Source organism: Kitasatospora sp. NPDC097691 (assembly GCF_040302665.1).
Lineage (GTDB): Bacteria > Actinomycetota > Actinomycetes > Streptomycetales > Streptomycetaceae > Kitasatospora.
In genome coordinates this window covers 46,467-67,578 of sequence record NZ_JBEORY010000050.1, presented here as the reverse complement: position 1 = coordinate 67,578, position 21,112 = coordinate 46,467, and the positions used below count along the sequence as shown (strand labels likewise).

At 72.4% G+C, this 21,112-nt stretch carries 25 protein-coding genes and 1 pseudogene; 17 read left to right on the top strand and 9 right to left on the bottom strand.

Annotated features, from left to right (window positions below):
* The 8 genes from ABTY56_RS28370 to ABTY56_RS28335 all read left to right on the top strand — a co-directional run.
* A partial coding sequence (locus ABTY56_RS28370; protein WP_350632037.1) for a tryptophan synthase subunit alpha occupies positions 1 to 757 on the top strand: 757 nt, incomplete at its 5' end.
* Complete coding sequence (locus tag ABTY56_RS28365) at positions 751 to 1,125, top strand: ectoine synthase (protein ID WP_350632036.1); 375 nt, start codon at positions 751 to 753, stop codon at positions 1,123 to 1,125. The genes ABTY56_RS28370 and ABTY56_RS28365, both read left to right, overlap by 7 nt.
* 135 nt (positions 1,126 to 1,260) lie before the next feature.
* Positions 1,261 to 2,406 (top strand): acyl-CoA dehydrogenase family protein, encoded by a 1,146-nt coding sequence (locus tag ABTY56_RS28360; RefSeq protein WP_350632035.1) that lies wholly within the window; start codon positions 1,261 to 1,263, stop codon positions 2,404 to 2,406.
* The gene (locus ABTY56_RS28355; RefSeq protein ID WP_350632034.1) at positions 2,403 to 3,125 is read left to right on the top strand and encodes a phosphoribosylanthranilate isomerase; all 723 of its coding nucleotides are present in this window, start codon (positions 2,403 to 2,405) and stop codon (positions 3,123 to 3,125) included. The genes ABTY56_RS28360 and ABTY56_RS28355 overlap by 4 nt, the downstream gene beginning before the upstream one ends.
* Complete coding sequence (locus ABTY56_RS28350) at positions 3,122 to 3,817, top strand: indole-3-glycerol-phosphate synthase (RefSeq protein ID WP_350632033.1); 696 nt, start codon at positions 3,122 to 3,124, stop codon at positions 3,815 to 3,817. The genes ABTY56_RS28355 and ABTY56_RS28350 overlap by 4 nt, the downstream gene beginning before the upstream one ends.
* Positions 3,814 to 4,740, top strand: coding sequence for an alpha/beta fold hydrolase (locus ABTY56_RS28345; protein ID WP_350632032.1), 927 nt, complete (start codon positions 3,814 to 3,816; stop codon positions 4,738 to 4,740). Before ABTY56_RS28350 ends, ABTY56_RS28345 begins: the two co-directional genes overlap by 4 nt.
* 358 nt (positions 4,741 to 5,098) lie before the next feature.
* A complete protein-coding gene (locus tag ABTY56_RS28340; protein ID WP_350632031.1) occupies positions 5,099 to 6,766 on the top strand; it encodes an alpha/beta fold hydrolase in 1,668 nt (555 codons plus the stop codon).
* Between the two features lie 201 nt (positions 6,767 to 6,967).
* Entirely contained in the window at positions 6,968 to 7,867 is a 900-nt protein-coding gene (locus ABTY56_RS28335) for an MFS transporter (RefSeq protein ID WP_350632030.1), read from the top strand.
* Here the strand turns inward: ABTY56_RS28335 and ABTY56_RS28330 are convergent.
* Entirely contained in the window at positions 7,852 to 9,075 is a 1,224-nt protein-coding gene (locus ABTY56_RS28330) for an RNA-guided endonuclease InsQ/TnpB family protein (RefSeq protein ID WP_350632029.1), read from the bottom strand. The two genes, ABTY56_RS28335 and ABTY56_RS28330, sit on opposite strands and share 16 nt — an antisense overlap.
* A 159-nt stretch (positions 9,076 to 9,234) precedes the next feature.
* On the opposite strand from ABTY56_RS28330, the gene ABTY56_RS28325 reads away from it, so the two are divergent.
* Together ABTY56_RS28325 and ABTY56_RS28320 are read left to right on the top strand one after the other, a co-directional pair.
* Complete coding sequence (locus ABTY56_RS28325) at positions 9,235 to 9,828, top strand: MFS transporter (protein ID WP_350632028.1); 594 nt, start codon at positions 9,235 to 9,237, stop codon at positions 9,826 to 9,828.
* A 26-nt stretch (positions 9,829 to 9,854) separates the two neighbouring features.
* Positions 9,855 to 10,511 (top strand): TetR/AcrR family transcriptional regulator, encoded by a 657-nt coding sequence (locus ABTY56_RS28320; protein WP_350632027.1) that lies wholly within the window; start codon positions 9,855 to 9,857, stop codon positions 10,509 to 10,511.
* 59 nt (positions 10,512 to 10,570) lie between these two features.
* Here ABTY56_RS28320 and ABTY56_RS28315 read toward each other — a convergent pair whose 3' ends face one another.
* The 4 genes from ABTY56_RS28315 to ABTY56_RS28300 all read right to left on the bottom strand — a co-directional run bounded on the left by ABTY56_RS28315 (position 10,571) and on the right by ABTY56_RS28300 (position 12,177).
* The gene (locus ABTY56_RS28315; protein WP_350632026.1) at positions 10,571 to 10,777 is read right to left on the bottom strand and encodes a DUF397 domain-containing protein; all 207 of its coding nucleotides are present in this window, start codon (positions 10,775 to 10,777) and stop codon (positions 10,571 to 10,573) included.
* Positions 10,778 to 10,857: 80 nt separating this feature from the next.
* Complete coding sequence (locus ABTY56_RS28310) at positions 10,858 to 11,061, bottom strand: DUF397 domain-containing protein (protein WP_350632025.1); 204 nt, start codon at positions 11,059 to 11,061, stop codon at positions 10,858 to 10,860.
* A gap of 80 nt (positions 11,062 to 11,141) precedes the next feature.
* The gene (locus ABTY56_RS28305; protein WP_350632024.1) at positions 11,142 to 11,354 is read right to left on the bottom strand and encodes a DUF397 domain-containing protein; all 213 of its coding nucleotides are present in this window, start codon (positions 11,352 to 11,354) and stop codon (positions 11,142 to 11,144) included.
* Positions 11,338 to 12,177 (bottom strand): helix-turn-helix domain-containing protein, encoded by an 840-nt coding sequence (locus ABTY56_RS28300; protein WP_350632023.1) that lies wholly within the window; start codon positions 12,175 to 12,177, stop codon positions 11,338 to 11,340. Before ABTY56_RS28300 ends, ABTY56_RS28305 begins: the two co-directional genes overlap by 17 nt.
* Positions 12,178 to 12,292: 115 nt before the next feature.
* On the opposite strand from ABTY56_RS28300, the gene ABTY56_RS28295 reads away from it, so the two are divergent.
* From ABTY56_RS28295 to ABTY56_RS28285, 3 genes are all read left to right on the top strand, one after another.
* Complete coding sequence (locus ABTY56_RS28295) at positions 12,293 to 12,493, top strand: hypothetical protein (RefSeq protein WP_350632022.1); 201 nt, start codon at positions 12,293 to 12,295, stop codon at positions 12,491 to 12,493.
* A complete protein-coding gene (locus ABTY56_RS28290) occupies positions 12,493 to 12,741 on the top strand; it encodes a hypothetical protein (RefSeq protein WP_350632021.1) in 249 nt (82 codons plus the stop codon). Before ABTY56_RS28295 ends, ABTY56_RS28290 begins: the two co-directional genes overlap by 1 nt.
* Positions 12,742 to 12,876: 135 nt before the next feature.
* Positions 12,877 to 13,284, top strand: coding sequence for an NUDIX domain-containing protein (locus ABTY56_RS28285; protein ID WP_350632020.1), 408 nt, complete (start codon positions 12,877 to 12,879; stop codon positions 13,282 to 13,284).
* A gap of 65 nt (positions 13,285 to 13,349) precedes the next feature.
* Here the strand turns inward: ABTY56_RS28285 and ABTY56_RS28280 are convergent, their stop codons facing one another.
* Positions 13,350 to 14,192: a hypothetical protein gene (locus ABTY56_RS28280; protein WP_350632019.1), complete on the bottom strand. Its 843-nt coding sequence runs from the start codon at positions 14,190 to 14,192 to the stop codon at positions 13,350 to 13,352.
* 315 nt (positions 14,193 to 14,507) lie between these two features.
* On the opposite strand from ABTY56_RS28280, the gene ABTY56_RS28275 reads away from it, so the two are divergent.
* From ABTY56_RS28275 to ABTY56_RS28260, 4 genes and pseudogenes are all read left to right on the top strand, one after another.
* Positions 14,508 to 14,987 (top strand): MarR family winged helix-turn-helix transcriptional regulator, encoded by a 480-nt coding sequence (locus tag ABTY56_RS28275; RefSeq protein ID WP_350632018.1) that lies wholly within the window; start codon positions 14,508 to 14,510, stop codon positions 14,985 to 14,987.
* Positions 14,984 to 15,867: pseudogene (locus ABTY56_RS28270) on the top strand (ATP-binding cassette domain-containing protein). Before ABTY56_RS28275 ends, ABTY56_RS28270 begins: the two are co-directional and overlap by 4 nt.
* Positions 15,827 to 16,702 (top strand): ABC transporter permease, encoded by an 876-nt coding sequence (locus ABTY56_RS28265; RefSeq protein ID WP_350632017.1) that lies wholly within the window; start codon positions 15,827 to 15,829, stop codon positions 16,700 to 16,702. Before ABTY56_RS28270 ends, ABTY56_RS28265 begins: the two are co-directional and overlap by 41 nt.
* Positions 16,703 to 16,985: 283 nt before the next feature.
* Positions 16,986 to 17,948 carry a phosphatidylinositol-specific phospholipase C gene (locus tag ABTY56_RS28260; protein WP_350632016.1) on the top strand — a complete coding sequence of 321 codons (963 nt, stop codon included), beginning with the start codon at positions 16,986 to 16,988 and terminating at the stop codon, positions 17,946 to 17,948.
* A gap of 74 nt (positions 17,949 to 18,022) precedes the next feature.
* Here ABTY56_RS28260 and ABTY56_RS28255 read toward each other — a convergent pair whose 3' ends face one another.
* Genes ABTY56_RS28255 through ABTY56_RS28245 form a run of 3 tightly spaced genes read right to left on the bottom strand, consistent with a single transcriptional unit; the run spans position 18,023 to position 20,927 of the window.
* Positions 18,023 to 18,688 (bottom strand): DUF6875 domain-containing protein, encoded by a 666-nt coding sequence (locus ABTY56_RS28255; protein ID WP_350632015.1) that lies wholly within the window; start codon positions 18,686 to 18,688, stop codon positions 18,023 to 18,025.
* A complete protein-coding gene (locus ABTY56_RS28250; protein WP_350632014.1) occupies positions 18,685 to 19,410 on the bottom strand; it encodes an N-acetyltransferase in 726 nt (241 codons plus the stop codon). Before ABTY56_RS28250 ends, ABTY56_RS28255 begins: the two co-directional genes overlap by 4 nt.
* Entirely contained in the window at positions 19,407 to 20,927 is a 1,521-nt protein-coding gene (locus ABTY56_RS28245; RefSeq protein WP_350632013.1) for a pyridoxal phosphate-dependent decarboxylase family protein, read from the bottom strand. The genes ABTY56_RS28250 and ABTY56_RS28245 overlap by 4 nt, the downstream gene beginning before the upstream one ends.
* Positions 20,928 to 21,112: the final 185 nt, after the last annotated feature.

Sequence of the window (21,112 nt, the reverse complement as noted above, 5' to 3'; positions counted from 1 at the left end):
CACCCTGGACACCGTCCTCGCCGAACTCGCCGACCTCACACCCCACCTGACACGCCTCAAGGTCGTCCTGCTCGCCGACTGGAGCCACAGCCTGCGCCACCGCGACCCCGCCGCCACCGCCCGCGCCACCACCCGCGCCGGAGCCGCCGCCCTGCTCGTCCACGCCCTGCCCCCACGGGTACGCCCCGCCTGGCAGCAGGCCCTGCGCGACGAACACCTCCCGCAGGTCACCACCTGCTACCCCGCCTCCGCCCCCGAGGTCCTCACCGCCGCCGCCCACGGCGCCGCCGGCGCCTACGTCTACCTCGTCGCCCACTACGGCCGCTCCGGCACCACCCCCGCCCACGGCCACCGCGCCCTCGCCGACACCGTCACCGCCCTGCGCACCGCGGCCCCCGCCACCCCCGTCGCCGTCGGCTTCGGCGTCAAGACCGCCGCCGACCTCGCCGCCGTCGCCCAGAGCGGCGCCCACGCCGCCATCGTCGGCTCCGCCGCCGTCGCCCGCATCGAACACGCCCACACCGAAGGCCTCGACCCCGTCGAGGAACTGCGCGCCTTCCTCACCGACCTCCGCCCCACCCGTCCCCCGCACCCGGACGCACCCGGCGGACGCACCACCACCGGCACCACCGGCACCACCGGCACCACCGGCACCACCGGCACCACCGGCGTCACCACTGGCACCACCGGAACCACTGGCACCACCACCCTCACCCCCGCCAGCACCACCACCCGAGAGGAACAACCGGCATGCTGATCCGCGACATCGCCGACGTGAAGACCGTCGAGTGGGGCAACGGCCTGTCCCGCCGCTTCCTGGTGGCCGGCGACGGCCTCGGCTACAGCCTCACCGACACCATCGTCAACGCCGGCACCAAGTCCCGCCTCGAATACCGCAACCACCTGGAAGCCTGCTACTGCATCGCAGGCTCCGGCGAGGTCATCGACATGGACGGCAACTCCCACCCCATCACCCCCGGCCGCCTCTACGCCCTCGACGAGCACGACGCCCACTACCTGGTCGCCAGCCCCCACGAGGACCTGCGCCTGGTCTGCGTCTTCTCCCCGGCCCTGCGCGGCGACGAGGTCCACCAGCTCGACTCCCACAACTCCTCCGCCTACTAGAGCCGCCCGCTGCGCCCGCAGCGACCCCGGCCCCGAGCGCGAGACCTTCTGAACAGACGAACGCCGGCGACCCCGTGCGCCGGCCTGCCACCCCGGGCCCCCACGAGGCGGGCCCGGGAGGAAGGCGGCAACACCGTGATCCGCTGGAACGCCGACCAGAGGGCCCTGCGCGAAGGCCTGGCCCGCTTCGGCGACGACCTGAGCGCCGGCCACATCGAAGGCGACGAACAGGCCGCCTTCTCCCACGACAAGTGGCGCCTGATCCAGAAGACCGGCATCCTCTCCCTGCCCTTCGACGAACAGTACGGCGGCCTGGGCCAGTCCCTGCTCACCACCATGTACGTCCTCGAAGGCCTCGGACAGACCTGCCGCGACGGAGGCCTCAACTTCTCCGTCACCACCTCCATCGCCTCCACCGGCGTCCCCCTGCAGGCCTTCGGCTCACCCGCCCTCAAAGAGGCCTACCTGCCCCGCATCGCCTCCGGCGACGCCATCGGCGCCCACGCCATCACCGAGTCCGACAGCGGCTCCGACGCCATGCAGATGCGCACCCGCGCCGTCCGCGACGGCGACGACTTCATCCTCACCGGCGCCAAGACCTTCGTCTCCAACGGCCCCGTCGCCGACGTCATCGTCGTCTACGCCCGCACCCACCCCCAGGGCGGCGCCCTCGGCGTCACCGCCTTCCTCCTCGACGCCGACACACCCGGCCTCAGCTGCGGCAACCCCATCAAGAAGATGGGCCTGCGCACCTCCCCGCTGTCCGAACTCTTCCTCGACGGCGTCCGCGTCCCCAAGGACCGCGTCCTGGGCCGCGTCGGCGGCGGCTTCATGGTCCTCGACCACGTCATGAAACGCGAGATCCTCTACTCCTTCATCGTCAACACCGGCGAGATGCAGCACCGTCTGGACCGCTGCCTGGACTACGCCAAGACCCGCATGTCCTTCGGCAAGCCCATCGGCTCCTACCAGTCCGTCGCCAACAAGATCGTCGACACCAAGATCCGCCTGGAGACGGCCCGCAAGTGGCTCTACGACACCGCCCAGCGCCTCGAGGCCGGTGACAACGTCACCGTCGACATGGCCATCGCCAAACTCCTCACCAGCGAGTCCAACCTCGCCACCTCCCTCGCCGCCGTCCAGGTCTTCGGCGGCAACGGCTACATGTCCGAATACGGACTGGAGAAGGACGTGCGCAACGCCGTCGCCGGCACCATCTACTCCGGCAGCAACGAGATCCAGTACAACCGCATCGCCGCCATGCTCGGACTCGGCAAGTGACCGCCCCCGCCCTCGCCCCCGCCCGCGCCCTGCGCCCCGGACACCTCAAGGTCTGCGGCGCCCGCACCCGCGCCGACCTCGCCCTGCTCGCCGACACCGGCCCCACCCTCGTCGGCCTGTGGCACGGCGTCCCCGACGGCCCCGCCGACCTCGAACCCGAACGCCTCGCCGACCTCGCCGCCACCGCCATCCGCCTGGGCCTGGAACCCGTCCTCGTCACCTTCCTCGACGACGCCGACCAACTCGCCCGCCTCGCCCGCGCCACCGGCATCCGCTGGATCCAGCTCCACGCCTACCAGAACCCCGCCCTCGTCGCCGACCTGCGCGAACGACTGCCCTACGCCGTCCTCGTCAAAGTCCTCCACCTCTCCCGCGGACGCTGCCTCGAACGCGCCTTCACCGGCGCCTTCGAACGCGCCGGCTGCGACCTGTTCCTCCTGGACACCGTCACCGACGACGGCCGCGTCGGCTCCACCGGCCAGAGCCTGCACCCCGACCACGTCCACGCCCTGCTGCCCCGCCTCACCATCCCCTTCCTCCTCGCCGGCGGCCTCAACACCGCCAACCGCGACACCTACCGCACCGTCACCGACCACCCCCTCTACGCCGGCGCCGACATCGACACCGCCGCCCGCGACCGCACCGGCCGCCTCACCCGCGACGCCGTCACCGCCCTCACCCGCGCCTGGCACCCGCGCCTCCAGGAGGCCACCGCATGACCTTCATCGACGCCCTGCTGGCCGCCCGGCGCCCCCTCATCATGGAAGTCAAACTCCGCGACCCCCACGGCACCGACCTCCTCGGCGAACGCACCGTCACCGACCTCGTCACCCGCTACGAACAGGCCGGCGCCCCCTGCCTGTCCGTCGTCACCGGCCGCTGGTTCGGCGGCACCACCCGCCTGCTGCGCGACGTCACCGCCACCACCACCCTGCCCGTCCTGCAGAAGGACTTCCTCACCCGCCCCGCCCAACTCGAAGCCGCCCACGCCATGGGCGCCTCCGCCGTCCTGCTCACCGCCGCCCTCCTGCCCGCCACCTCCCTGCGACGCCTGGTCACCTGCGCCCTCACCCTGGGCCTGACCCCCTTCGTCGAGATCACCGACGCCCACGAACTCGACCACCTGCCCGACATCGACCAGTGCGTCATCGCCGTCAACAACAAGGACATCCGCACCCGCGAACGCGACCGAGGCGACCTCCACCGCAGCCTGCGCCTGCTGCCCGCCGTCCGCGCCGCCGGCTGCCGCGCCCCCGTCTCCGCCTCCGCCATCACCGACCCGGCCACCGCCGCCCGCCTCCTGGACGCCGGCTACGCAGCCCTCCTCGTCGGCACCGCCCTCATGCGCACCGACGACCTCGACACCTGGCTCACCACCCTCGACACCGCACGCACCGGGGCCCTGGCATGAGAAACGACCCCCTGCGCACCCGCTCCCTGGTCCTGGACGCCGACGGCATCCCCATCTCCGCCCTCGTCGCCGAACCCGAGCACGGCGAACCCAAGGCCGTCATCCTCGCCGTCCACGGCCGCGGCATGCGCGCCGCCTACTTCGCCGGCCCCGCCCACCCCGACACCAGCCTGCTCACCCTGGCCGCCGACCTCGGCTACACCGTCCTCGCGGTCGACCGCCCCGGCCACGGCGCCTCCGCCCACCGCCTGCCCGCCGGCCAGCTCATCGCCGACCAGGCCGCCACCCTCCACGCCGCCCTCACCGACTACGCCCGCGCCCACCCCGTCGGCGCCGGCGTCCAGCTCCTCGCCCACTCCTTCGGCGGCAAGATCGCCCTCCACCTCGCCGCCCACTGGCCCGACGACCCCCGCCTGCCCCTGCTCGGCGCCGACATCAATGGCCTCGCCCAGCACTACGCCCCCGGCGCCTGGGACCGCCCCGACGACCTCGCCGGCGGCGGCCGCCTCAACTGGGGCCCCCTCGGCCTCTACCCGCCCGGCACCTTCCACGCCGCCCGCACCCTGCTCACCCCCGTCCCCGCCCTCGAATCCCGCGAACTCGCCGGCTGGCCCGCCCGCTACAGCGCCCTCGCCGCCCGCGTCCGCGTCCCCGTGCGCCTGACCCTCGCCGAACACGAGCACTGGTGGCGCCTGGACCCCGCCCACCGCACCGCCCTGACCGCCGCCTTCACCCCCGGCCTGGCCCACCTCGTCACCGCCCACGGCGCCGGCCACAACCTCTCCCTGGGCCACGCCGCCCGCCCCTACCACCTGCGCGCCCTCGCCTTCACCGACGACTGCCGCACCCGCCCCCGCCAGAGCGCCCCCGCCGAGGCCGCCCCGGCCGCGGCCGCGCGGCCCGTCCTGGCCGCGGTCCGCTGACCGCAGCCCCACCACACCACCTGGCGCAGGGTGGGAAGAAGGGCCCCGCCGCCCCCACGGGCAGGGACGGCGGGGCCCCGCCACACCACCCCGCACCGCCACCACCGCGCCACGGCACCCCCCCGGCTGACACCCCCACACCGGCACCACCGCGCCACGGTCCTCCCGTCACGTCCCGCCGTGCCGCAGCCACGGGGGAGGGGCCGGCTTGCGCCGAGTGGAGCGCACCGCTGGTCGCCGGCCACGCGCGAACACAGGCTGGGCCCCGGTGGCGCCCGTGCGAACCCTCCGCCGGCCGACGGCGCCACCCCGGGGCCGTCCCAGCCGGGGCGGCCGGGGGCGTCACAGACGGGAACACATGGTGGAACAGCACACCGGTCCGGGCGGCCCGCCGCCACGAAGACGACCACACCGCGGCCACACACCGCGCCGCCGGCAGGGCGCACGCACCACGGCCGCGCTGGCCGCCGCCGCCCTCCTCGTCGCCGGCCCCGCCGCGCTGCCCGCCCGGGCCCAGGCCGCCGCCCGGGCCGAGGCCGCCGCCCGCACGCAGCCCGCCGCCCGGGCGCCGCTGGGCACGCTCGCCCGCACCGCGGGCCACGCCCGCTTCGAGCCCGGCCCCTGCCCGCGCACGGCCGACCCGGCACCCCCGATCGAAGGGGCCCGCTGCGGAACGCTCACCGTGCCCGAGAACCGCTCCCGGCACGACGGGCGCACGATCACCCTCGGCGTCGAGATCGTGCCCGCCGCCACCCACCGCCCGGCGCCCGACCCGATCGTGTGGTTCGCCGGCGGCCCCGGCGACGACGCGGTCTCCGAGATCCGACTGGCCCTGGACGGGGGCCTGAACCGCGACCGCGACGTCATCTTCATGTCCCAGCGGGGCACCTACTCGGCCGACCCGGCACTCACCTGCCCCAACGTCGACCGGTTCAACGCCGACGCCCTCGGCCTGGTCTACGGCGCACCGTCCACCGGACGCCTGCACGTCGAGCAGACCCGCGCCTGCCGCGACCAGCTGGCCGACCTCGGCGCCGACCTCGCCGCCTACGACACCACCGAGAGCGCCGCCGACTACGCCGATCTGCGCGAAGCACTGTGCATCGAGCAGTGGAACGTCTTCGGCATCTCCTACGGCACCGACCTGGCCCTGCTCTACCTGCGCGATCACCCCCAGGGCATCCGCTCCGTCGGCATCGACGGCGTCCTGCCGCCCTCCCTGGCCGGCGGGGCCGTGACCTGGAAAGCCGCCCGGGAAGGCTTCGACGGCATCTTCCGGGCCTGCGCCCAGCAGAGCGCCTGCAACGACCGCTACCCGGACCTGAAAGCCACCTTCGAGCGCCTGGTCGGCGAACTCGAAGCCCACCCGGTCACCACCACCGTCACCGTCCCCGACCACCCGGACCCGGTGGAGGTCGTACTGGACGGCGGCGTCCTGGTGAACTGGCTGACCTACGCCAGCCACCTGGCGGCCGGCGTGCCGCGCTCCATCGACGAACTCGCCCACGGCAACCCGCAGCGCATCGCCGAGCAGTGGGCGGGCGGCAAACTCAGCCCGCAGGCCGTCGGCAGGCTCTCCCACGGGCTCGCCTTCGGCGTGTTCTGCCGCGAGTGGACACCGTTCGAGAGCGAGGCGCAGGTGACCGAGGCCGGGCGGCGCGCCTTCCCGTCCTTCCCCGACTCGGTGCTGGCCAACGCCCCGGGGCTCGCCTGGCTCCACGACGACTGCCGCGCCTGGGACGTGCCCGCCGCCCCGCCCTCGGTCCGGGACGTGACCCGCAGCGACATCCCGGCCCTCGTGCTGTCCGGCGGCTTCGACGCCCAGACCGCCCCGAGCAGCGGCCCGTACGCCGCCGCCACACTCAGCCGCTCCACCGAGGTCACCGTCCCCTACGTCGCCCACGTGGTGTTCGCCGACTCCCCGTGCGCGCAGTCGATCACCCGCTCGTTCTTCGACACCCCGGCCGCCCCGGACACCGGCTGCCTGGCCGGCCTGCAGCCGCCCGAGTTCGAGACCGCGCCGTGAGAGCGGTACGCGCCGCTGCCGCCCGGCCCGGGCGGTAGCGGCGTACGGCGCACCGGAGGGTGCCCGGGGAGCGGATCCCGGGGCACCCTCCGGCATGCCGGAGGCCGTCCAACTATCCGGAATCGAATCTCCGCTTCTGTTAGCCTCCGCTTATCCGGAGAAAGCCCTCCGCTTGAGCTGTTGCCGCTGGAGCCCGCACCCATGCCCCGAACACGCACCCGCCCGCACCACAACCTCACCCTCGCCGTGCTGCTGCTCGGCGTCGGCGCGAACTCCCTGCTGCAGTCGCTGGTCGTCCCCGCCCTGCCCACCCTCATGGCCGACCTCCACACCACCCAGTCCACCGCGACCTGGCTGATGACCGGCCACCTGCTGTCCGCCTTCGTCGCCACCCCGATCCTCGGCCGGATCGGCGACAGGACCGGCAAGCAGCAGATGCTGATCGTCACCCTCGTCGCGCTCGCCGCCGGCTCGGCCCTGGCCGGCTCCGCCGACTCCATCGGCCCGATGATCGTCGCGCGCGTCATCCAGGGCCTGGGCGGCGCCGTGGTGCCACTGGCGTTCGGCATCATCCGCGACGAGTTCCCCGCGGCCAAGGCCCGCAGCGCCGTCGGCCTCACCGCCGCGATCACCGCCGCCGGCAGCGCACTCGGCCTGACCCTCGCCGGGCCGATCGTCGACCACCTCGACTACCACTGGCTGTTCTGGGCACCGATGATCCTCACCTGCACCGCCACCATCGCCGCCCACCTGTTCGTCCCCGAATCCCCGGCACGCACCCCCCGGCGGATCAGCCGGGGCGCCGCACTGCTGCTCCCCGCCTGGCCGGCGGCCCTGCTGCCGGCCGTCAGCGAGGGCCCGGTGTGGGGCTGGGGCTCGCCGCGGACCACGGCCCTGTTCGCCGCCGCCGCGGTCCTCTGCGCCTGCTGGATCGCGGCCGAGCTGCGCTCCGACGACCCGCTGATCGACCTGCGGATGATGCGCGTGCCGGCCGTGTGGGCCGCCAACCTGGTCGCCCTGCTCCTCGGCATCGGGATGTACGCGTCGTTGACTTCCTCCCCTCCCCAGGAGGGAGGGGATTCCCCTCAGCCTCGCGGCTGAGCCGCTGCGCGTGTGCGCTGCGGTGGGATGACTTCCTGCTTCATCGACGACTGCCCGCCCGGAGTGCTCCGTTGAGGCCTTACACCGTCTCCACAGGCTGCAACCGCCAGTCCGGCGGCCAGGATGTTGCGTGCCGCGTTCACGTCGCGGTCGTGGACTGCTCCGCAGTCGCACGCCCACTCGCGGACGTTGAGGGGCATCTTGTCGCGGATGGTTCCGCAGGCCGAGCACAGCTTGGAGCTGGGGAACCACCGGTCGATGGTCACCAGGTCGCGGCCGTACCACGCGCACTTGTACTCCAGTATGGTCCGCAGCTCGGTCCAGGAAGCGTCCGAGATGGCTCGGGCGAGCTTCTTGTTCTTGAGGAGGTTGCGGACGGTCAGGTCCTCGATCACGACCACTTGGTTTTCGTGGACGAGTCGGGTGGTGAGCTTGTGCAGGAAGTCCCTGCGCCGGTCGGCGATCCTCGCGTGGACGCGGGCGACCTTCTCGCGGGCCTTCTCGCGATTCTTCGAGCCCTTGGCCTTGCGGGCAAGTTCCCGCTGGGCCTTGGCCAGACGCTCCCGGTCCTTGCGCTCGGACCGGGGGTTGGTGATCTTCTCCCCGGTGGAGAGCGTCACCAGACTGGTGATCCCGGCGTCGATACCCACCGCCGTGCCAAGCGCGGGCAGGGGTTTGACGCCGGGGTCCTCGCACAGCATGGAGACGAACCAGCGCCCCGCCGCATCCCTGGACACGGTCACCGTGGACGGCGACTGCCCTTCGGGCAGGAGACGCGACCACACGATACGCAGCGGCTCCGCCATCTTCGCCAGTGTCAGTTGACCGTCGCGGTACCGGAATGCGCTGGTGGTGTACTCGGCGCTGTCGCGGGACTTCTTCTTCGACTTGAACCGGGGGTACTTCGCCCGCTTCTGCCAGAAGTTGGAGAACGCCCCTTGCAGGTGCCGGAGAGTCTGCTGGAGCGGCACGGAGGAGACCTCGTTGAGGAACGCCAGCTCCTCGGTCTTCTTCCACGCCGTCAGCATCGCGGACGTGGCGTTGTAGTTCACCCGCTCCTGCCGCATCGTCCACGCCTCGGACCGGGCATGCAACGCCATGTTGTAGACGAGCCGCACACACCCGAACGTGCGCGACAGCTCAGCCGCCTGCGCATCGGTCGGATAGAAGCGGAACTTGAAGGCCCGCTTCACCTGAGTGGGCGTCATGCATCACACATTAGCGGCAATCTTTGTGACCACCTGCGGGTGATCAACCTACCGAGACGCCGGTCCGCCCTGGCGGCGAATCGGCTATCCCTGCCCCGCTACGCGGGAGCTTCGTTTCCTCCCCCGGCTGAAGCCGGGGGTATCCACGAAGGAGTCCTGATGACCTTCCTGCCGCAGCTGGTCCAGACGCCCGAGCGCCTCGCCGGGTACGGCTTCACCGCGAGCGTGACCCGGTCCGGGCTCTCCGTGCTGCCGATGACGGGCGGCATGTTCGTCCTCGGCGTGCTGGCCGGCCCCCTCACGCACCGTTTCGGCTCCAAGCACGTGCTCATCGCCGGCAGCATGATCATGATCGCCCCGTTCGCGCTGCCGGCCGTCGGCCACGACCACACCTGGGAGATCCACACCGCCTCGGCCCTGATCGGCGTCGGCCTCGGCCTCGCCTCCTGCGCCGTGTCCGCCCTCGTCGTCGAGGCCGTCCCGCCCGCCCACAGCGGCGTGGCCGGCGCCATGAACGCCGACATCCGCACCATCGGCGGCGCCGTCGGCAGCGCCGCGACGGCCAGTATCCTGTCCTCCGGGGTCACGGCCGCCCACCCGTTCCCCGACGACTCCGGCTACACCGGCACCTTCTGGTTCCTGACCCTCAGCGCCGGGCTCGCCGCCGCCGTGTCCCTCGCCATCCCGACGGCCCGGCGCCGCCGCGGCGACCACAGCGTGGGAACGCCCCGGCCCGCCACGGCGAGCCGGTGACCGAGCACAAGGACCAGCCGCCCCCCATGACCACCCCCCACCGGCCCGCACCCGCCACACCCAGGCCCCTGCGCCGCGACGCGGCACAGAACCGGGAGAAGCTGCTGCGGGCCGCGTGGGAGGTCTTCGCCGAACTCGGCCCCGACGCCGGCGTCGAGGAGATCGCCGCCCGCGCCGGCGTCGGCATGGGCACCCTCTACCGCCGCTTCCCCACCAAGGAATCCCTGCTCGCCGCACTCAGCGACGAGATCCTCGACTCCATCCTCGCCTGCTTCCGCCACGCCGCCGAGCAGCAGCCGGACGAGCTCGCCCTGGAACAGGCACTCTGGGACACCGGCGCCGTGCTGGCCGTGCGCCACGGCTGGCTCACCCGCCTGTGGGCGGCCATCCCGCCCGAGGCCGACGAACGCCGCGCCGAACTGCTCACCCTCGTCGGCGACCTCCTCGCCAGAGCCCGGCACGCCGGCCGGATCCGCGAGGACATCACCCTCACCGACGTGTACGCCTGCCTGCTCGCGCTGCGCGTCCTGATCGACGACACCGAGGGCCAGGTGCCCGGCGTCTGGCGCCGCCACCTCGCCATCGTCCTCGCCGGCTTCCGCCCGGCCGCCGAACCGCTGGCCTGTCCGCCGATCGACGACGCCCTCCTGCGCGCCAACACACCCGAGCCGCACGCGCAGTGACGCCGCGCCGCACCGCATGACCCGGCCACCGCGGGCGGGCGGCGTCGCGCGAAGCGGGATCAGCGGGCGGCGTCGAACTCGCCGGCGCGGACGGCCGTGACGAAGGACTGCCAGGCGGAGGAGGGGAAGAGGAGGGCGGGGCCGCTCGGGTCCTTGGAGTCGCGCACGGGGACGACGCCGGTGATGCCGTCTGCTACCTCGACGCACTGGCCGCCTTGTCCACTGTGGGTGCTCTTTCGCCAGGTGGTGATGTGGGCGGGGTCCATGGCGGGGTCCTCCTGGTCTGGGTACGCGAACGGAGTGGGAAGTCGATGGGGTCGACTTCCCACTCCGGTGCGAAGTAGGCCTACCGGGCGTCGAATTCGCCGGTGCGGACGGCGGTGACGAAGGCTCGCCAGCCAGGGGAGGGGAAGAGGAGGGCCGGGCCGCTCGGGTCCTTGGAGTCGCGGACCGGGACGGTGCCGGGGATGCCGTCGGCTACCTCCACACACTGGCCGCCGCTGCCGCTGTGGGTGCTCTTTCGCCAGGTGGTGATGTGGGCGGGGTCCATGGCGGGGTCCTCCTGGTCTGGGTACGCGAACGGAGTGGGAAGTCGATGGGGTCGACTTCCCACTCCGGTGCGAAGTAGGCCTACCGGGCGTCGAATTCGCCGGTGCGGACGGCGGTGACGAAGGACTGCCAGGCGGAGGAGGAGAAGAGGAGGGCGGGGCCGCTCGGGTCCTTGGAGTCACGGACGGGCATGACGCCGGTGAAGCCGTCGGCGACCTCCACGCAGCCGTTCTGCCCGCCGCTGTAGGTGCTCTTGCGCCAGCCAGCGTGGGTCAGGTCAACGTGCATCCTCATAGCCCTTCCGTACCGCACGGATCATTTCCATCGATGCGGCCTGATTCAGTGCTTCGATCTGCAGCCGATCGTAGCCCCTGGACAGCGGAAGAACAGTGTCGATATCGCGATCAAGGTAGCCCCGGACTTCGGTCTCACCGTATCCGAGCAGCTTGCGGTCCGGCATCGTCAGCAAGGTCACATGGGAGCTGAACGGTCGCTCCTCGCCCAAGGAGTACGGGGCTACTTGGATGACGATGTTGGGAGCCGTCGCCAGCTGCTCAAGGCGCAGTAGCTGCTCAATCATGACCTTCGCCCCGCCGACAGGCCTGCGCAGGCAGCTCTCGTCGAGAACAGCGTGAAGCAGCGGAGCTGGCGTGCGGGCCAGAAACTGCTGGCGTGTCATGAGGAAGTTGACCCGCTCCTCGGCCTGTTCGGCAGTTGCGGTTCCACGCCTGACGTTGCCGGCTTCCCAAGCGCTGGCGTATGCCGGAGTCTGTAGCAGCCCGGACACGATGTCGATCGAGAACAGTCTGACCTCTGCGGCCCGGTTCTCGTAGTTGGCGTACTCGGGGAAGCCCGGCACCAGGGCTGTGTGCTTGTGCTGCCACCACATCAGCATCAAAGTCCCGCCCGTTTCCAGGACTTCGTCGGCCTTGGTAGCAAACTTTTCACTCGGAGGCCGGCGGGCAAGTTCAACGAACGAGACGTACGACGCGCTGACCCCGCACTTGCGGGCAAGCTGGTGCTGCAGGAGGCCCTTCGCCCTGCGTGAGTTGCGGAGTTGGACCGCGAAAGGGGCCCAGGGGCCGGACGCCGGGTCGATTTCCTTGATGTTCACCATGGCTGCTCCAAAACAACGTGCCCGCTAGGTCAAGTCGTTTGACGCTTCCGATGCTAGGTGACGACGCGCCACCATGTGCACGGAACGTGAAACATCGATCGCGGAGGGTTCTCCCATGGCTCATGACCAGGTTCCCCGGCTGCACGGGTACGGGGTGCGCTTCGACCCGGGGGCGCAGTGCTACCGGGTTCGTAACGAGATCACGGGGGAGTGGCTGTGCCGGGACTCCGGTGAGTTGGCCTCGTTCACCTTCTTCGGGGACGCCTACAGTGCCTGGCGCCTCTTCGAGGTGCATCCGAGGCCGGGGGAGCGGTGATGGGGTCGGTGCTCTCGCGGGTGACGGCCGAGCAGCGGCGGCAGGCCGCTTCCATCGTGGAGGACCTGGTGTCCGTCCTCGCCCTGGGCGGGGTGACGTTGCCCTCGATCGCCGTGGACTGGGAGTTCGGGCGCAGGACCGGCACCTACCTGGTCGATCTGGGTGCGGCCCGGCCGCTGGAGCTGCTGCGCGTTCTGGACCTGCTGCGCAAGGGGCTGCGGTACGAGCGCCTGACGTATGACGACTGATCATCTGGCCCGTCTGCTGTGGTGGGCGGGCCTGTGCCTCCTCCTGTCCCGTGCGCTGAGAAAGTGAACTTCACTGTGCAAGACCCCCGTTTGCTGGCCAAGCCGCCGGTGTGCCGGCTCGGTTGTCTCGTCCTCGTGCGCAACCGGCGCGGTGACGTCCTGCTCGTGGACCCGGACTACCTGGACGGCATGATCCTGCCCGGCGGCTCGGCGAAGCCCAACGAGCCGCCGAACCTCGCGGCCTCGCGGCACCTGCACGCCGAGACCGGCCTGCACCTGCGCCTGAGTGATGTCCTCGCCGTCGACTTCACCCCCGCCGACCGTTACCTGGAACGCCTGAGCCTGGTCTTCGACGGCGGCACCGTCCGCGACGGGACCCACATCGCCGTCCCCGCGCGGCAGTACAGCGGTCTGCTCGGGGCCCGTTTCGTCCCCGTGCGCGAACTCCCGAACGCCATGGCCCCCGCTCAGGCCGCCCGTGTCACCGAAGCCCTCGCCGGCCGCGCCCTGCCCGTCCTCCTCCACGGCCAACGCCCCACTTGAACCCTGCGCTGCGGCGGGCCCTGCCGCACCCGGTGCGGCAGGGCCCCGGAACCGGCGGCGGCCGGTCAGACCTTCCTGATGGAGTACGCGACGCCGCTGCCCACGCAGCTGCTGCTGCTGTAGGTGCTCGCGATGACCCACCCTGCCGGGATGGGGGAGAAGGAGCAGACGTTGGCGTACGTCTGGTTGGTGATCTTGCTGATGGTGTAGGCGACGCCGGTGCCCGCGCAGCTGCTGCTGCTGTAGGAGCTGGTGATGACCCACCCTGCCGGGATCGGGGACATCGAGCAGACGTTGGCGTAGGTCTGGTTGGCGACGTTGCCGATGGTGTAGGCGACGCCGGTGCCGACGCAGCTGCTGCTGCTGTAGGAGCTGGTGATGACCCACCCTGCCGGGATGGGCGACATGGAGCAGACGTTGGCGTAGGTCTGGTTGGCGACGTTGCCGATGGTGTAGGCGACGCCGGTGCCCGCGCAACTGCTGCTGCTGTAGGAGCTGGTGATGACCCACCCTGCCGGGATGGGCGACATGGAGCAGACGTTGGCGTACGTCTGGTTGGTGACGTTGCCGATGGAGTAGGCGACGCCGGTGCCCGCGCAACTGCTGCTGCTGTAGGAGCTGGTGACGACCCAGCCCGCCGGGATGGGCGAGAAGGAGCACACGTTCAGATAGGTCTGCCCGGTCGCGTCGGCGATGGTGTACGAGACGCCGGTGCCCGGACAGCCGCTGCTGCGGTAGGAGCTGGTGACGACCCACCCGGGCGGGATGGGCGAGTTCGAGCAGACGGTCGCGCCGGCGGTGACCCGCTGCGGGGCCGCCTGTGCCTGCGCGGTGGTGACGGCCGCCATGCCCAGCAGCAACAGCACGACCGTCATCAGCTTCGGGACGTGGTTCCGTATGGTCTTCAAGGTCTTCAAGGTCTTCAACGCGGCCTCGGAATTCTTCTCGGCGCTCTACGACACGACTGGGTTTGTGCGGCTGACGTGAACGATTGGCACACTGTTTGTTCACGTCGGCTGAGATGGTGTCAGAGTTGCCCCAGCGGCACCAGAGCGCAGCGGGCAGTGCCCTTCCCCGGTCCCTTCCCCCGCCTCCTGCCCCCGCCCCGCCCCTGCTCGTACGCCCGCCCCTGCTCGTACGTCCGCCCCCGCCCGTACGAGCGCTGCGCCTGGGCGCCCGGGCGCTCTCGACGGATAGCTCTCACTGAGAGCTAAACTGGAACCATGGCCGTGACGCAGCCCGCAGCACCGTCCACCGCGCCGGCCGACGAGTTCTCCGCCCTCCTCGTCGGCATCCAGCGCCTGGTCCGCCGCCGCCTGCGGCGGACGGCGCACGAGCCGCGGCTGCGCGGCGCGCAGGTCGAACTGCTGCGCCTGGTCACGGACAGCCCCGGCCTGCGGGTCTCGGACGCCGCCGAGGAGCTGTGCCTGGCCGGGAACTCGGTGTCCACCCTGGTCAACCAGCTCGCCGCCCAGGGCCTGCTGCGCCGCGAGAGCGATCCCGCCGACCGCCGCGCCGCCCTGCTGTTCGCCACCGACGCGGCCGTCGAGCGGATCGAGGACTGGCGCCGGCGCCGCCGCGCACTCATGGAGGAGATCGTCGCCGCCCTGCCCGCCGACCAGCAGCAGGCCCTGACCGCCGCCCTGCCCGCGCTGCGCTCGGTCGCCCGGGGCCTGCGCGACCTGCCCGAGGAGGGACGATGAGCCCGCCGCAGGCCGTGGTGTGCGAGGGCCTGGAGTACACCTTCGGCCGCGGCCGCCGGGGCAGGGGCCGCGAGACCCGGGCCGTGGACGGCATCGACCTCACCGTGCGCACCGGCGAGGTGTTCGGCCTGCTCGGCCCCAACGGCGCGGGAAAGACCACCACGATCCGCGCGATCACCACCCTGCTGCCGGTGGGCGCCGGCATGGTCCGCGTCTTCGGCCACGACGCCGCCCGCCGCCCCATGGAGGTGCGCCGCCTGCTCGGCTACGTGCCCCAGCAGCTGTCCGCCGACTCCGGGCTGACCGGGCGCGAGAACGTCGCCCTGTTCGCCCGCGTCTTCGACGTCGCGCGCGCCGAACGCGCCGAACGCGTCGCCCAGGCCCTGGCCGCCGTCGACCTCACCGGCGCCGCCGACCGCATGGCCGCCACCTACTCCGGCGGCATGGTGCGCCGCCTCGAACTCGCCCAGGCCCTGGTCAGCGCCCCGCGCCTGCTGGTGATGGACGAACCCACCATCGGCCTGGACCCGATCGCCCGCACCGGCGTGTGGGAACGCGTGGACGCCGTCCGCCAGGCCACCGGCATGACCGTCCTGGTCACCACCCTCCCTCCTTGCCCGCCGGCGGGCAGGAGGGGCCCATCATGGACGAGGCCGACCGCCACTGCGACCGCATCGCCCTCATGGACCGCGGGCGCATCCGCGCGCTCGGCACCCCCGCTGAGCTCAAGGACCGGGTGCGCCGGGCGGACCCGCGCCAGGACGACCCCACCCTCGACGACGTGTTCCGCCACTACGCCGGCCGCGACCTGGCCGACGCCACGGAAGGAGACTTCGGCGATGTCCGCCGCACCCGCCGCACCGCAGGCCGCGTCGGCTGAACCCCCCGAAGGCGGCCCCGCCGCCGGGCCCGACCTCGCCCTGCTCCTGGTGCCCCCGCGCGCCCGCACCGGCTGGCGCCTGGTGCCCGCCCGCGTCACCGCGATGTGCACGGTCGAACTGCAGAAACTGCGCCACGACCGCACCGAGCTCTACACCCGCGCGATCCAGCCCGCCCTGTGGCTGCTGATCTTCGGCCAGACCTTCACCCGCCTCAAGGTCATCCCCACCGGCGGCATCCCCTACCTCGACTACCTCGCGCCCGGCATCATCGCCCAGTCCGCGATGTTCATCGCGATCTTCTACGGCATCATGATCATCTGGGAGCGGGACTCCGGCGTCCTCACCAAACTCCTCGTCACCCCCACCCCCAGAGCCGCCCTGGTGACCGGCAAGGCCTTCGCCGCCGGCGTCAAGGCCGTCCTGCAGGCCGCCGTCGTCGTGCTGATCGCCGCCGCGCTCGGCGTCGCCATGACCTGGAACCCGCTGCGCCTGCTCGGCGTGGTGGCGGCCGTGCTGCTCGGCTCGGCGTTCTTCTCCTGCCTGTCGATGGCCATCGCCGGGATCGTGCTCACCCGCGACCGCCTGATGGGCATCGGCCAGGCCATCACCATGCCGCTGTTCTTCGCCTCCAACGCCCTCTACCCGGTCGAGCTGATGCCGGGCTGGCTGCAGGCCGTCAGCAAGGCCAACCCGCTCAGCTACCAGGTCGACGCGCTGCGCGGCCTGCTCATCGGCACCCCCTCCCACCTCCCGCTGGACTTCGCCGTCCTCACCGCCGCCGCCCTGGCCGGCATCGCCGCCGCCTCCGCCCTGATGGGCCGCCTCGCCCGCTGACCGCCTCGCCCGGCGGCCGCCTCGCCCGCTGACCGCCTCGCCCGGCGGCCGCCTCGCCCGCTGACCGCCTCGCCCGCCGGCCGCCGGGCCTTGCCGTACGCGTGCGCCCGGCGCGGCGTCTGCACGGCGTTGTGGATCGCGCCCGCGGGAACGCGCCACCGGTGTCCGCCCGCGCGGGGAAGTTCGCGGACGATGAACCCCGTTGCGGCGGCGGCCCGTTGAGACGGGCAGGAGACACACTCGCGCCCGATCGCCCTCGGGCCCGCAACCGGAGGTTTCGTGCATGCCGATCAACCGTAGGACCCTGCTCAGGGGCGCGGCGCTCGCGGCCACCACCGGCGCCCTGGGCATCGCCGGCTCGGTCGCGCCTGCCTCCGCCGCACCGGACCGCCTCGTCCACCGCCCCACCAACAAGTGGATGTCGCTGCTGGGCGACAACGTGAAGCTGTCGCAACTGACGATCCCCGGAACCCACGAGACCTGCGCGCTCTACGACGGCGGCGCCTTCGGTTACGCCCAGTGCCAGGAGTGGCGCATTCCCCAGCAACTCCAGGCGGGGGTGCGCTTCCTCGACATCCGGTGCCGGGTGATGGGTGACGTCTTCACCATCCACCACGACAAGATCTACCAGAAGATCAACTTCGGCGACGTGCTGAACCAGTGCATCGACTTCCTGAAGTCGAACCCCCACGAGACGATCATCATGCGGATCCGGAAGGAATACACCGAGGGGCAGGACTACCGCTTCAGCGAGATCTTCAACTACTACATGGACGGCTTTGACGGGAAGGGCAACTACCGGCCCTGGTTCTGGCTCCCCAAGGCCGGCTCGCTCCCCAAGGGACTGCCCACGCTGGGCCAGGTCCGCGGCAAGATCATCCCCATCATGTCGGACTTCACCTGGGGCGACGGCCGCTACGACCCCCTGCGCTGGGGCGACGACTCCCGGATCTGGCTGCAGGACTACTTCGGCGACGGGTCCAGCCAGAAGGTCCAGCGGGTCAAGTGGGGACTGGACCAGGCGTTCTACCACCAGGACGACGACAAGCTGTACATCCACTTCGCCAGCGCCAGCAGCTTCCCCGAGGACCCGTACAAGATCGCCAAGGTCGTCAACCCCTCCATCCAGGACTACCTGACGCCGCGCATCTCCCAGCGCGCGCACTACGGCGTGATCGCGATGGACTTCGTGGACGAACGCAAGGACCTGCTGCAGATGATCGTCGACTGGAACTTCGGCCTCTGACCGCACCGCCCCAAAGGCGCGCGCGGAGCCGGGCACCGGCCGGCTCCGCGCGCGCGAGGGGGAGAGGGTACGGGTCAGGAAACGGACCCCTGATGGGCACGCACACTGGAGACCAGCTGGTCACGGATCCGCGCCGGCACCTCGGGCGCGAAACGCGCCAGGTAGTGGTTCAGATGCGTCTCGTCCCCGGTCAGGAACGGCAGGTCGAACACCAGCAGCTTGCGCACCGCCAGCAGCGGCACCGGCGCCCGCAGCGGCCGGAACGTCCGGTTCCACAGGCCCGGCTCCTCGCACACCGGATGGAACTGCCCGATCATCAGGCCCTGCTCGACGAACTCGTCCTTCGCCTTGCGCTGCGCCTCGTCCAGCGCCGTGGAGTCCGCGCGGTCCAGCGCGGGCAGCACCAGCAGCACCGTCAGCAGCTCACGGTCCGACTCCTCGGTCAGCTCCGCCAGCAACGCGTCGTAACGGGCCCGCAGTTCACCCACCAGCGCCGGAAGGTCCCCGTTCCCGTCACCGTCGGCGACCGCGATGTGGAACAGGCCCCGGCGCAGCGACGGCTGGGTGTACGGGCACACCGGGCCGCTGCGCCCCAGGTCGGGGTGGGCGGTGGTGAGGAAGCGGCGGGCCCAGGCCAGGACCTCCCCGGCCTCGGGGTGGGCGGCGGCGTGGCCGGCGTCGATGTGCTCGGCGCTGAACAGGCGCAGGGCGCTCTCGGCGGCGGGTGCGGACGCGGTCATCGGGGCCCCCGCCACACCGGGGCCAGGCGGGGTCCGCCGCCGGGCAGGGCGATGGCCTCGCCGAAGCGGGTGAAGCCGTGGGTCTCGCACAGGCGGGCGCCGCCCGTGGAGCTGGTCTCGGCGTAGGCGGCCTGCCCGGCGGCGTCGACCTCCGCGAGGACGGCGTCCAGCATCGCCTCGCCGGCGCGGGCGGAGCGGGCGCCCGGGTGCACGCCGATGAACGCCAGGTAGTAGTGCGGGCGGTGGCGCGGGTGGCGGTGCTGCTGCAGGCGGGTGATGGCGTCCAGGCGGCGCGCGGACTCGCCGTGCCGGTCGGCGTCGATGGCCTCGGTCAGGGCGCGGGTGGCGGCGCCGTCGGCGTGCCCCGGGTCCTCCCACACGCCCGGGGGCAGGAACAGCAGCGCCCCCAGCAGGGCGCCGGTGTCGTCGGCGGCGACCACGACGCCCCCGTGCGCCAGGCACTGTTCGAGGTGGACGCGGAAGAAGGCGGGCATCACCCGGGCGCGGTGCTCCGGGTCGGGGAAGGCCCACAGCATCAGCGCGTCGTCGGCGAAGGCCTCGGCGAGCAGCGGGGCCAGGGCGGGCGCCTCCTGCGGGCGGGCCCGGCGTACGGCGACGCCGGCGGCCGAAGCGGCCGCGGCGGCCCCGGTGGCATCGGCGGCCCCGGCGGCGGGCCGCGGGGCGGTGCCCGGGGCGGCGGGCAGGGCGGTGACGGTGGTCAACGGGCACTCTCCTCGGGCGAGGTGACGGACGAGGGGGCAGGCGGTACGGGCGCGACGGCGGGCGTGGGGGAAGACGAGGGAGAGGACGAAGGGGAGGACGAAGGGGCGGGCACTGCGGCGGGCACGGCCACCTCGGCGACCGCCTCGGCGGCCAGCGCCGCCACCCGCGCGTGCAGCCGCGGCAGCCACGCCTGCGCCTCCGGCTTGATCAGCACACTGCGCAGCACCCGCGCCCCGTCGGCGTCCGCCACCACCCCCCGGTGACGGCGCGCGAAGTCGGCGGCGTCCACACGCAGCACGCTCAGGTACACCGGGTCCTGCTCATCGGCCATGCCCCGGCGCAGCACCCGCTCGCTCGCGGCGTCCACCGCCGACAGCGCGGGCACCCCCGCCGGGGTCGGGAAGTAGGTCACGATGTCCAGCTGCGGCCGCTGGTACAGCGTCAGCTCACCGCTCGCCTCGATCAGGCCGGCCCAGGCCAGCGCGGCCCGCCGGCCCACCGCGAGACCGGCACCCAGCCCCTGCGCGGTCAGCGGCAGCAACTGCAGCGTCAGCCACAGCGCCGCGGCCGAGGCACCCGCCCGCGAGCACTCCAGACTGATCTCGCCCAGGTGCAGCTCGGCATCGGTGAAATAGGTGTACGGCGAGTCATGGGCGAAGTGCCGGCCGATCGCCGGATCCGCGAACAGCACCGCACCGCACCCGTACGGCTGCAGGCCGTGCTTGTGCGGGTCGACCGTCACCGAGTCGCAGCCGGCGATCGCCCGCCACGGCGCCACGTCGATGCCCAGCCCCGCAGCCGTCGCGTCGTCCGCGGCCAGCAGCGCGAAGAACCCGCCGTACGCGGCGTCCACGTGCACCCGCGCCCCGTACCGGCGCGCCAGCGCCAGCACCTCGTGCACCGGGTCCACCGCACCCGCCCCCGTGGTCCCGCAGGTCACGACCACCGTGCCCACCCGGCCGGTGCGCAGCACCTCCTCCAGCGCCCCCGGATCCATCCGCCCCTCGGCGTCGCACGCCACCGCGTGCCCCTGCACACCCAGCACATGGCACATCCGGCTGTGCGTGTAGTGTGCCTGCGCGCTGTAGGCCACCCCCTTGCCGGGATGGCTCTGACGCGCCACGTACAGCGCCTCCAGGTTGGCGATCGTCCCACTGCTGGTCAGATGACCCACGTGCGCGGGCAGGCCGAACATCGCGGCCAGCTGCGCCACGCACTCGCGCTCCATGTCGTTGGTCGCCGGCCCGCCCTCGTAGGCGTGGTTGTTCGGGTTGAACCGCATCGCCGTCAGGTAGCCCACCAGCGCCGCCGGATGCGGCGGCTTGACCATCTGCCCGGCGTAGCGCGGATGGAAGAACGGGTAGTTGTGCTCCAGACGCTTGGCGAAACGCTCGAACGCGACGGCGAACTCCGCCTCGTCCACCGCGTGCGAGGGGTGCGCGGCGAAAGCACCGAACCGCTCGCCCCACCGCTCGGCCACCTCGGCCGCCCTCGGCAGCCAGTACCGCAGGTCCACGCTTGGGCCCTTCCCTTCGAGTCCTCTGCGAGCCCACCGGGCCCGGGGCTGCCTCGTGCCGCGAGCCTTCCTCGACCGCACCCCGAGCCACCGTGGAGGCGCCGCGCAACGCGCCCGCAACACCCGCAGCTCACCGCCGCCCCCCGCCCCCACCACCCCCACCCGCCCCCGCCCCGCCACCGCAC

What these genes read in the sequence shown, in the direction of transcription:
- ABTY56_RS28340 (WP_350632031.1), top strand. Translation starts at nt 5,099, where the DNA reads ATGGTGGAACAGCACACCGGTCCGGGCGGCCCGCCGCCACGAAGACGA.
- ABTY56_RS28315 (WP_350632026.1), bottom strand. Translation starts at nt 10,777, where the DNA reads ATGGACCCCGCCCACATCACCACCTGGCGAAAGAGCACCCACAGTGGA.
- ABTY56_RS28260 (WP_350632016.1), top strand. Translation starts at nt 16,986, where the DNA reads ATGCCGATCAACCGTAGGACCCTGCTCAGGGGCGCGGCGCTCGCGGCC.
- ABTY56_RS28290 (WP_350632021.1), top strand. Translation starts at nt 12,493, where the DNA reads ATGGGGTCGGTGCTCTCGCGGGTGACGGCCGAGCAGCGGCGGCAGGCC.
- ABTY56_RS28325 (WP_350632028.1), top strand. Translation starts at nt 9,235, where the DNA reads ATGACCTTCCTGCCGCAGCTGGTCCAGACGCCCGAGCGCCTCGCCGGG.
- ABTY56_RS28255 (WP_350632015.1), bottom strand. Translation starts at nt 18,688, where the DNA reads ATGACCGCGTCCGCACCCGCCGCCGAGAGCGCCCTGCGCCTGTTCAGC.
- ABTY56_RS28275 (WP_350632018.1), top strand. Translation starts at nt 14,508, where the DNA reads ATGGCCGTGACGCAGCCCGCAGCACCGTCCACCGCGCCGGCCGACGAG.
- ABTY56_RS28305 (WP_350632024.1), bottom strand. Translation starts at nt 11,354, where the DNA reads ATGAGGATGCACGTTGACCTGACCCACGCTGGCTGGCGCAAGAGCACC.
- ABTY56_RS28365 (WP_350632036.1), top strand. Translation starts at nt 751, where the DNA reads ATGCTGATCCGCGACATCGCCGACGTGAAGACCGTCGAGTGGGGCAAC.
- ABTY56_RS28320 (WP_350632027.1), top strand. Translation starts at nt 9,855, where the DNA reads ATGACCACCCCCCACCGGCCCGCACCCGCCACACCCAGGCCCCTGCGC.
- ABTY56_RS28350 (WP_350632033.1), top strand. Translation starts at nt 3,122, where the DNA reads ATGACCTTCATCGACGCCCTGCTGGCCGCCCGGCGCCCCCTCATCATG.
- ABTY56_RS28335 (WP_350632030.1), top strand. Translation starts at nt 6,968, where the DNA reads ATGCCCCGAACACGCACCCGCCCGCACCACAACCTCACCCTCGCCGTG.
- ABTY56_RS28265 (WP_350632017.1), top strand. Translation starts at nt 15,827, where the DNA reads ATGTCCGCCGCACCCGCCGCACCGCAGGCCGCGTCGGCTGAACCCCCC.
- ABTY56_RS28300 (WP_350632023.1), bottom strand. Translation starts at nt 12,177, where the DNA reads ATGGTGAACATCAAGGAAATCGACCCGGCGTCCGGCCCCTGGGCCCCT.
- ABTY56_RS28330 (WP_350632029.1), bottom strand. Translation starts at nt 9,075, where the DNA reads ATGACGCCCACTCAGGTGAAGCGGGCCTTCAAGTTCCGCTTCTATCCG.
- ABTY56_RS28345 (WP_350632032.1), top strand. Translation starts at nt 3,814, where the DNA reads ATGAGAAACGACCCCCTGCGCACCCGCTCCCTGGTCCTGGACGCCGAC.
- ABTY56_RS28310 (WP_350632025.1), bottom strand. Translation starts at nt 11,061, where the DNA reads ATGGACCCCGCCCACATCACCACCTGGCGAAAGAGCACCCACAGCGGC.
- ABTY56_RS28295 (WP_350632022.1), top strand. Translation starts at nt 12,293, where the DNA reads ATGGCTCATGACCAGGTTCCCCGGCTGCACGGGTACGGGGTGCGCTTC.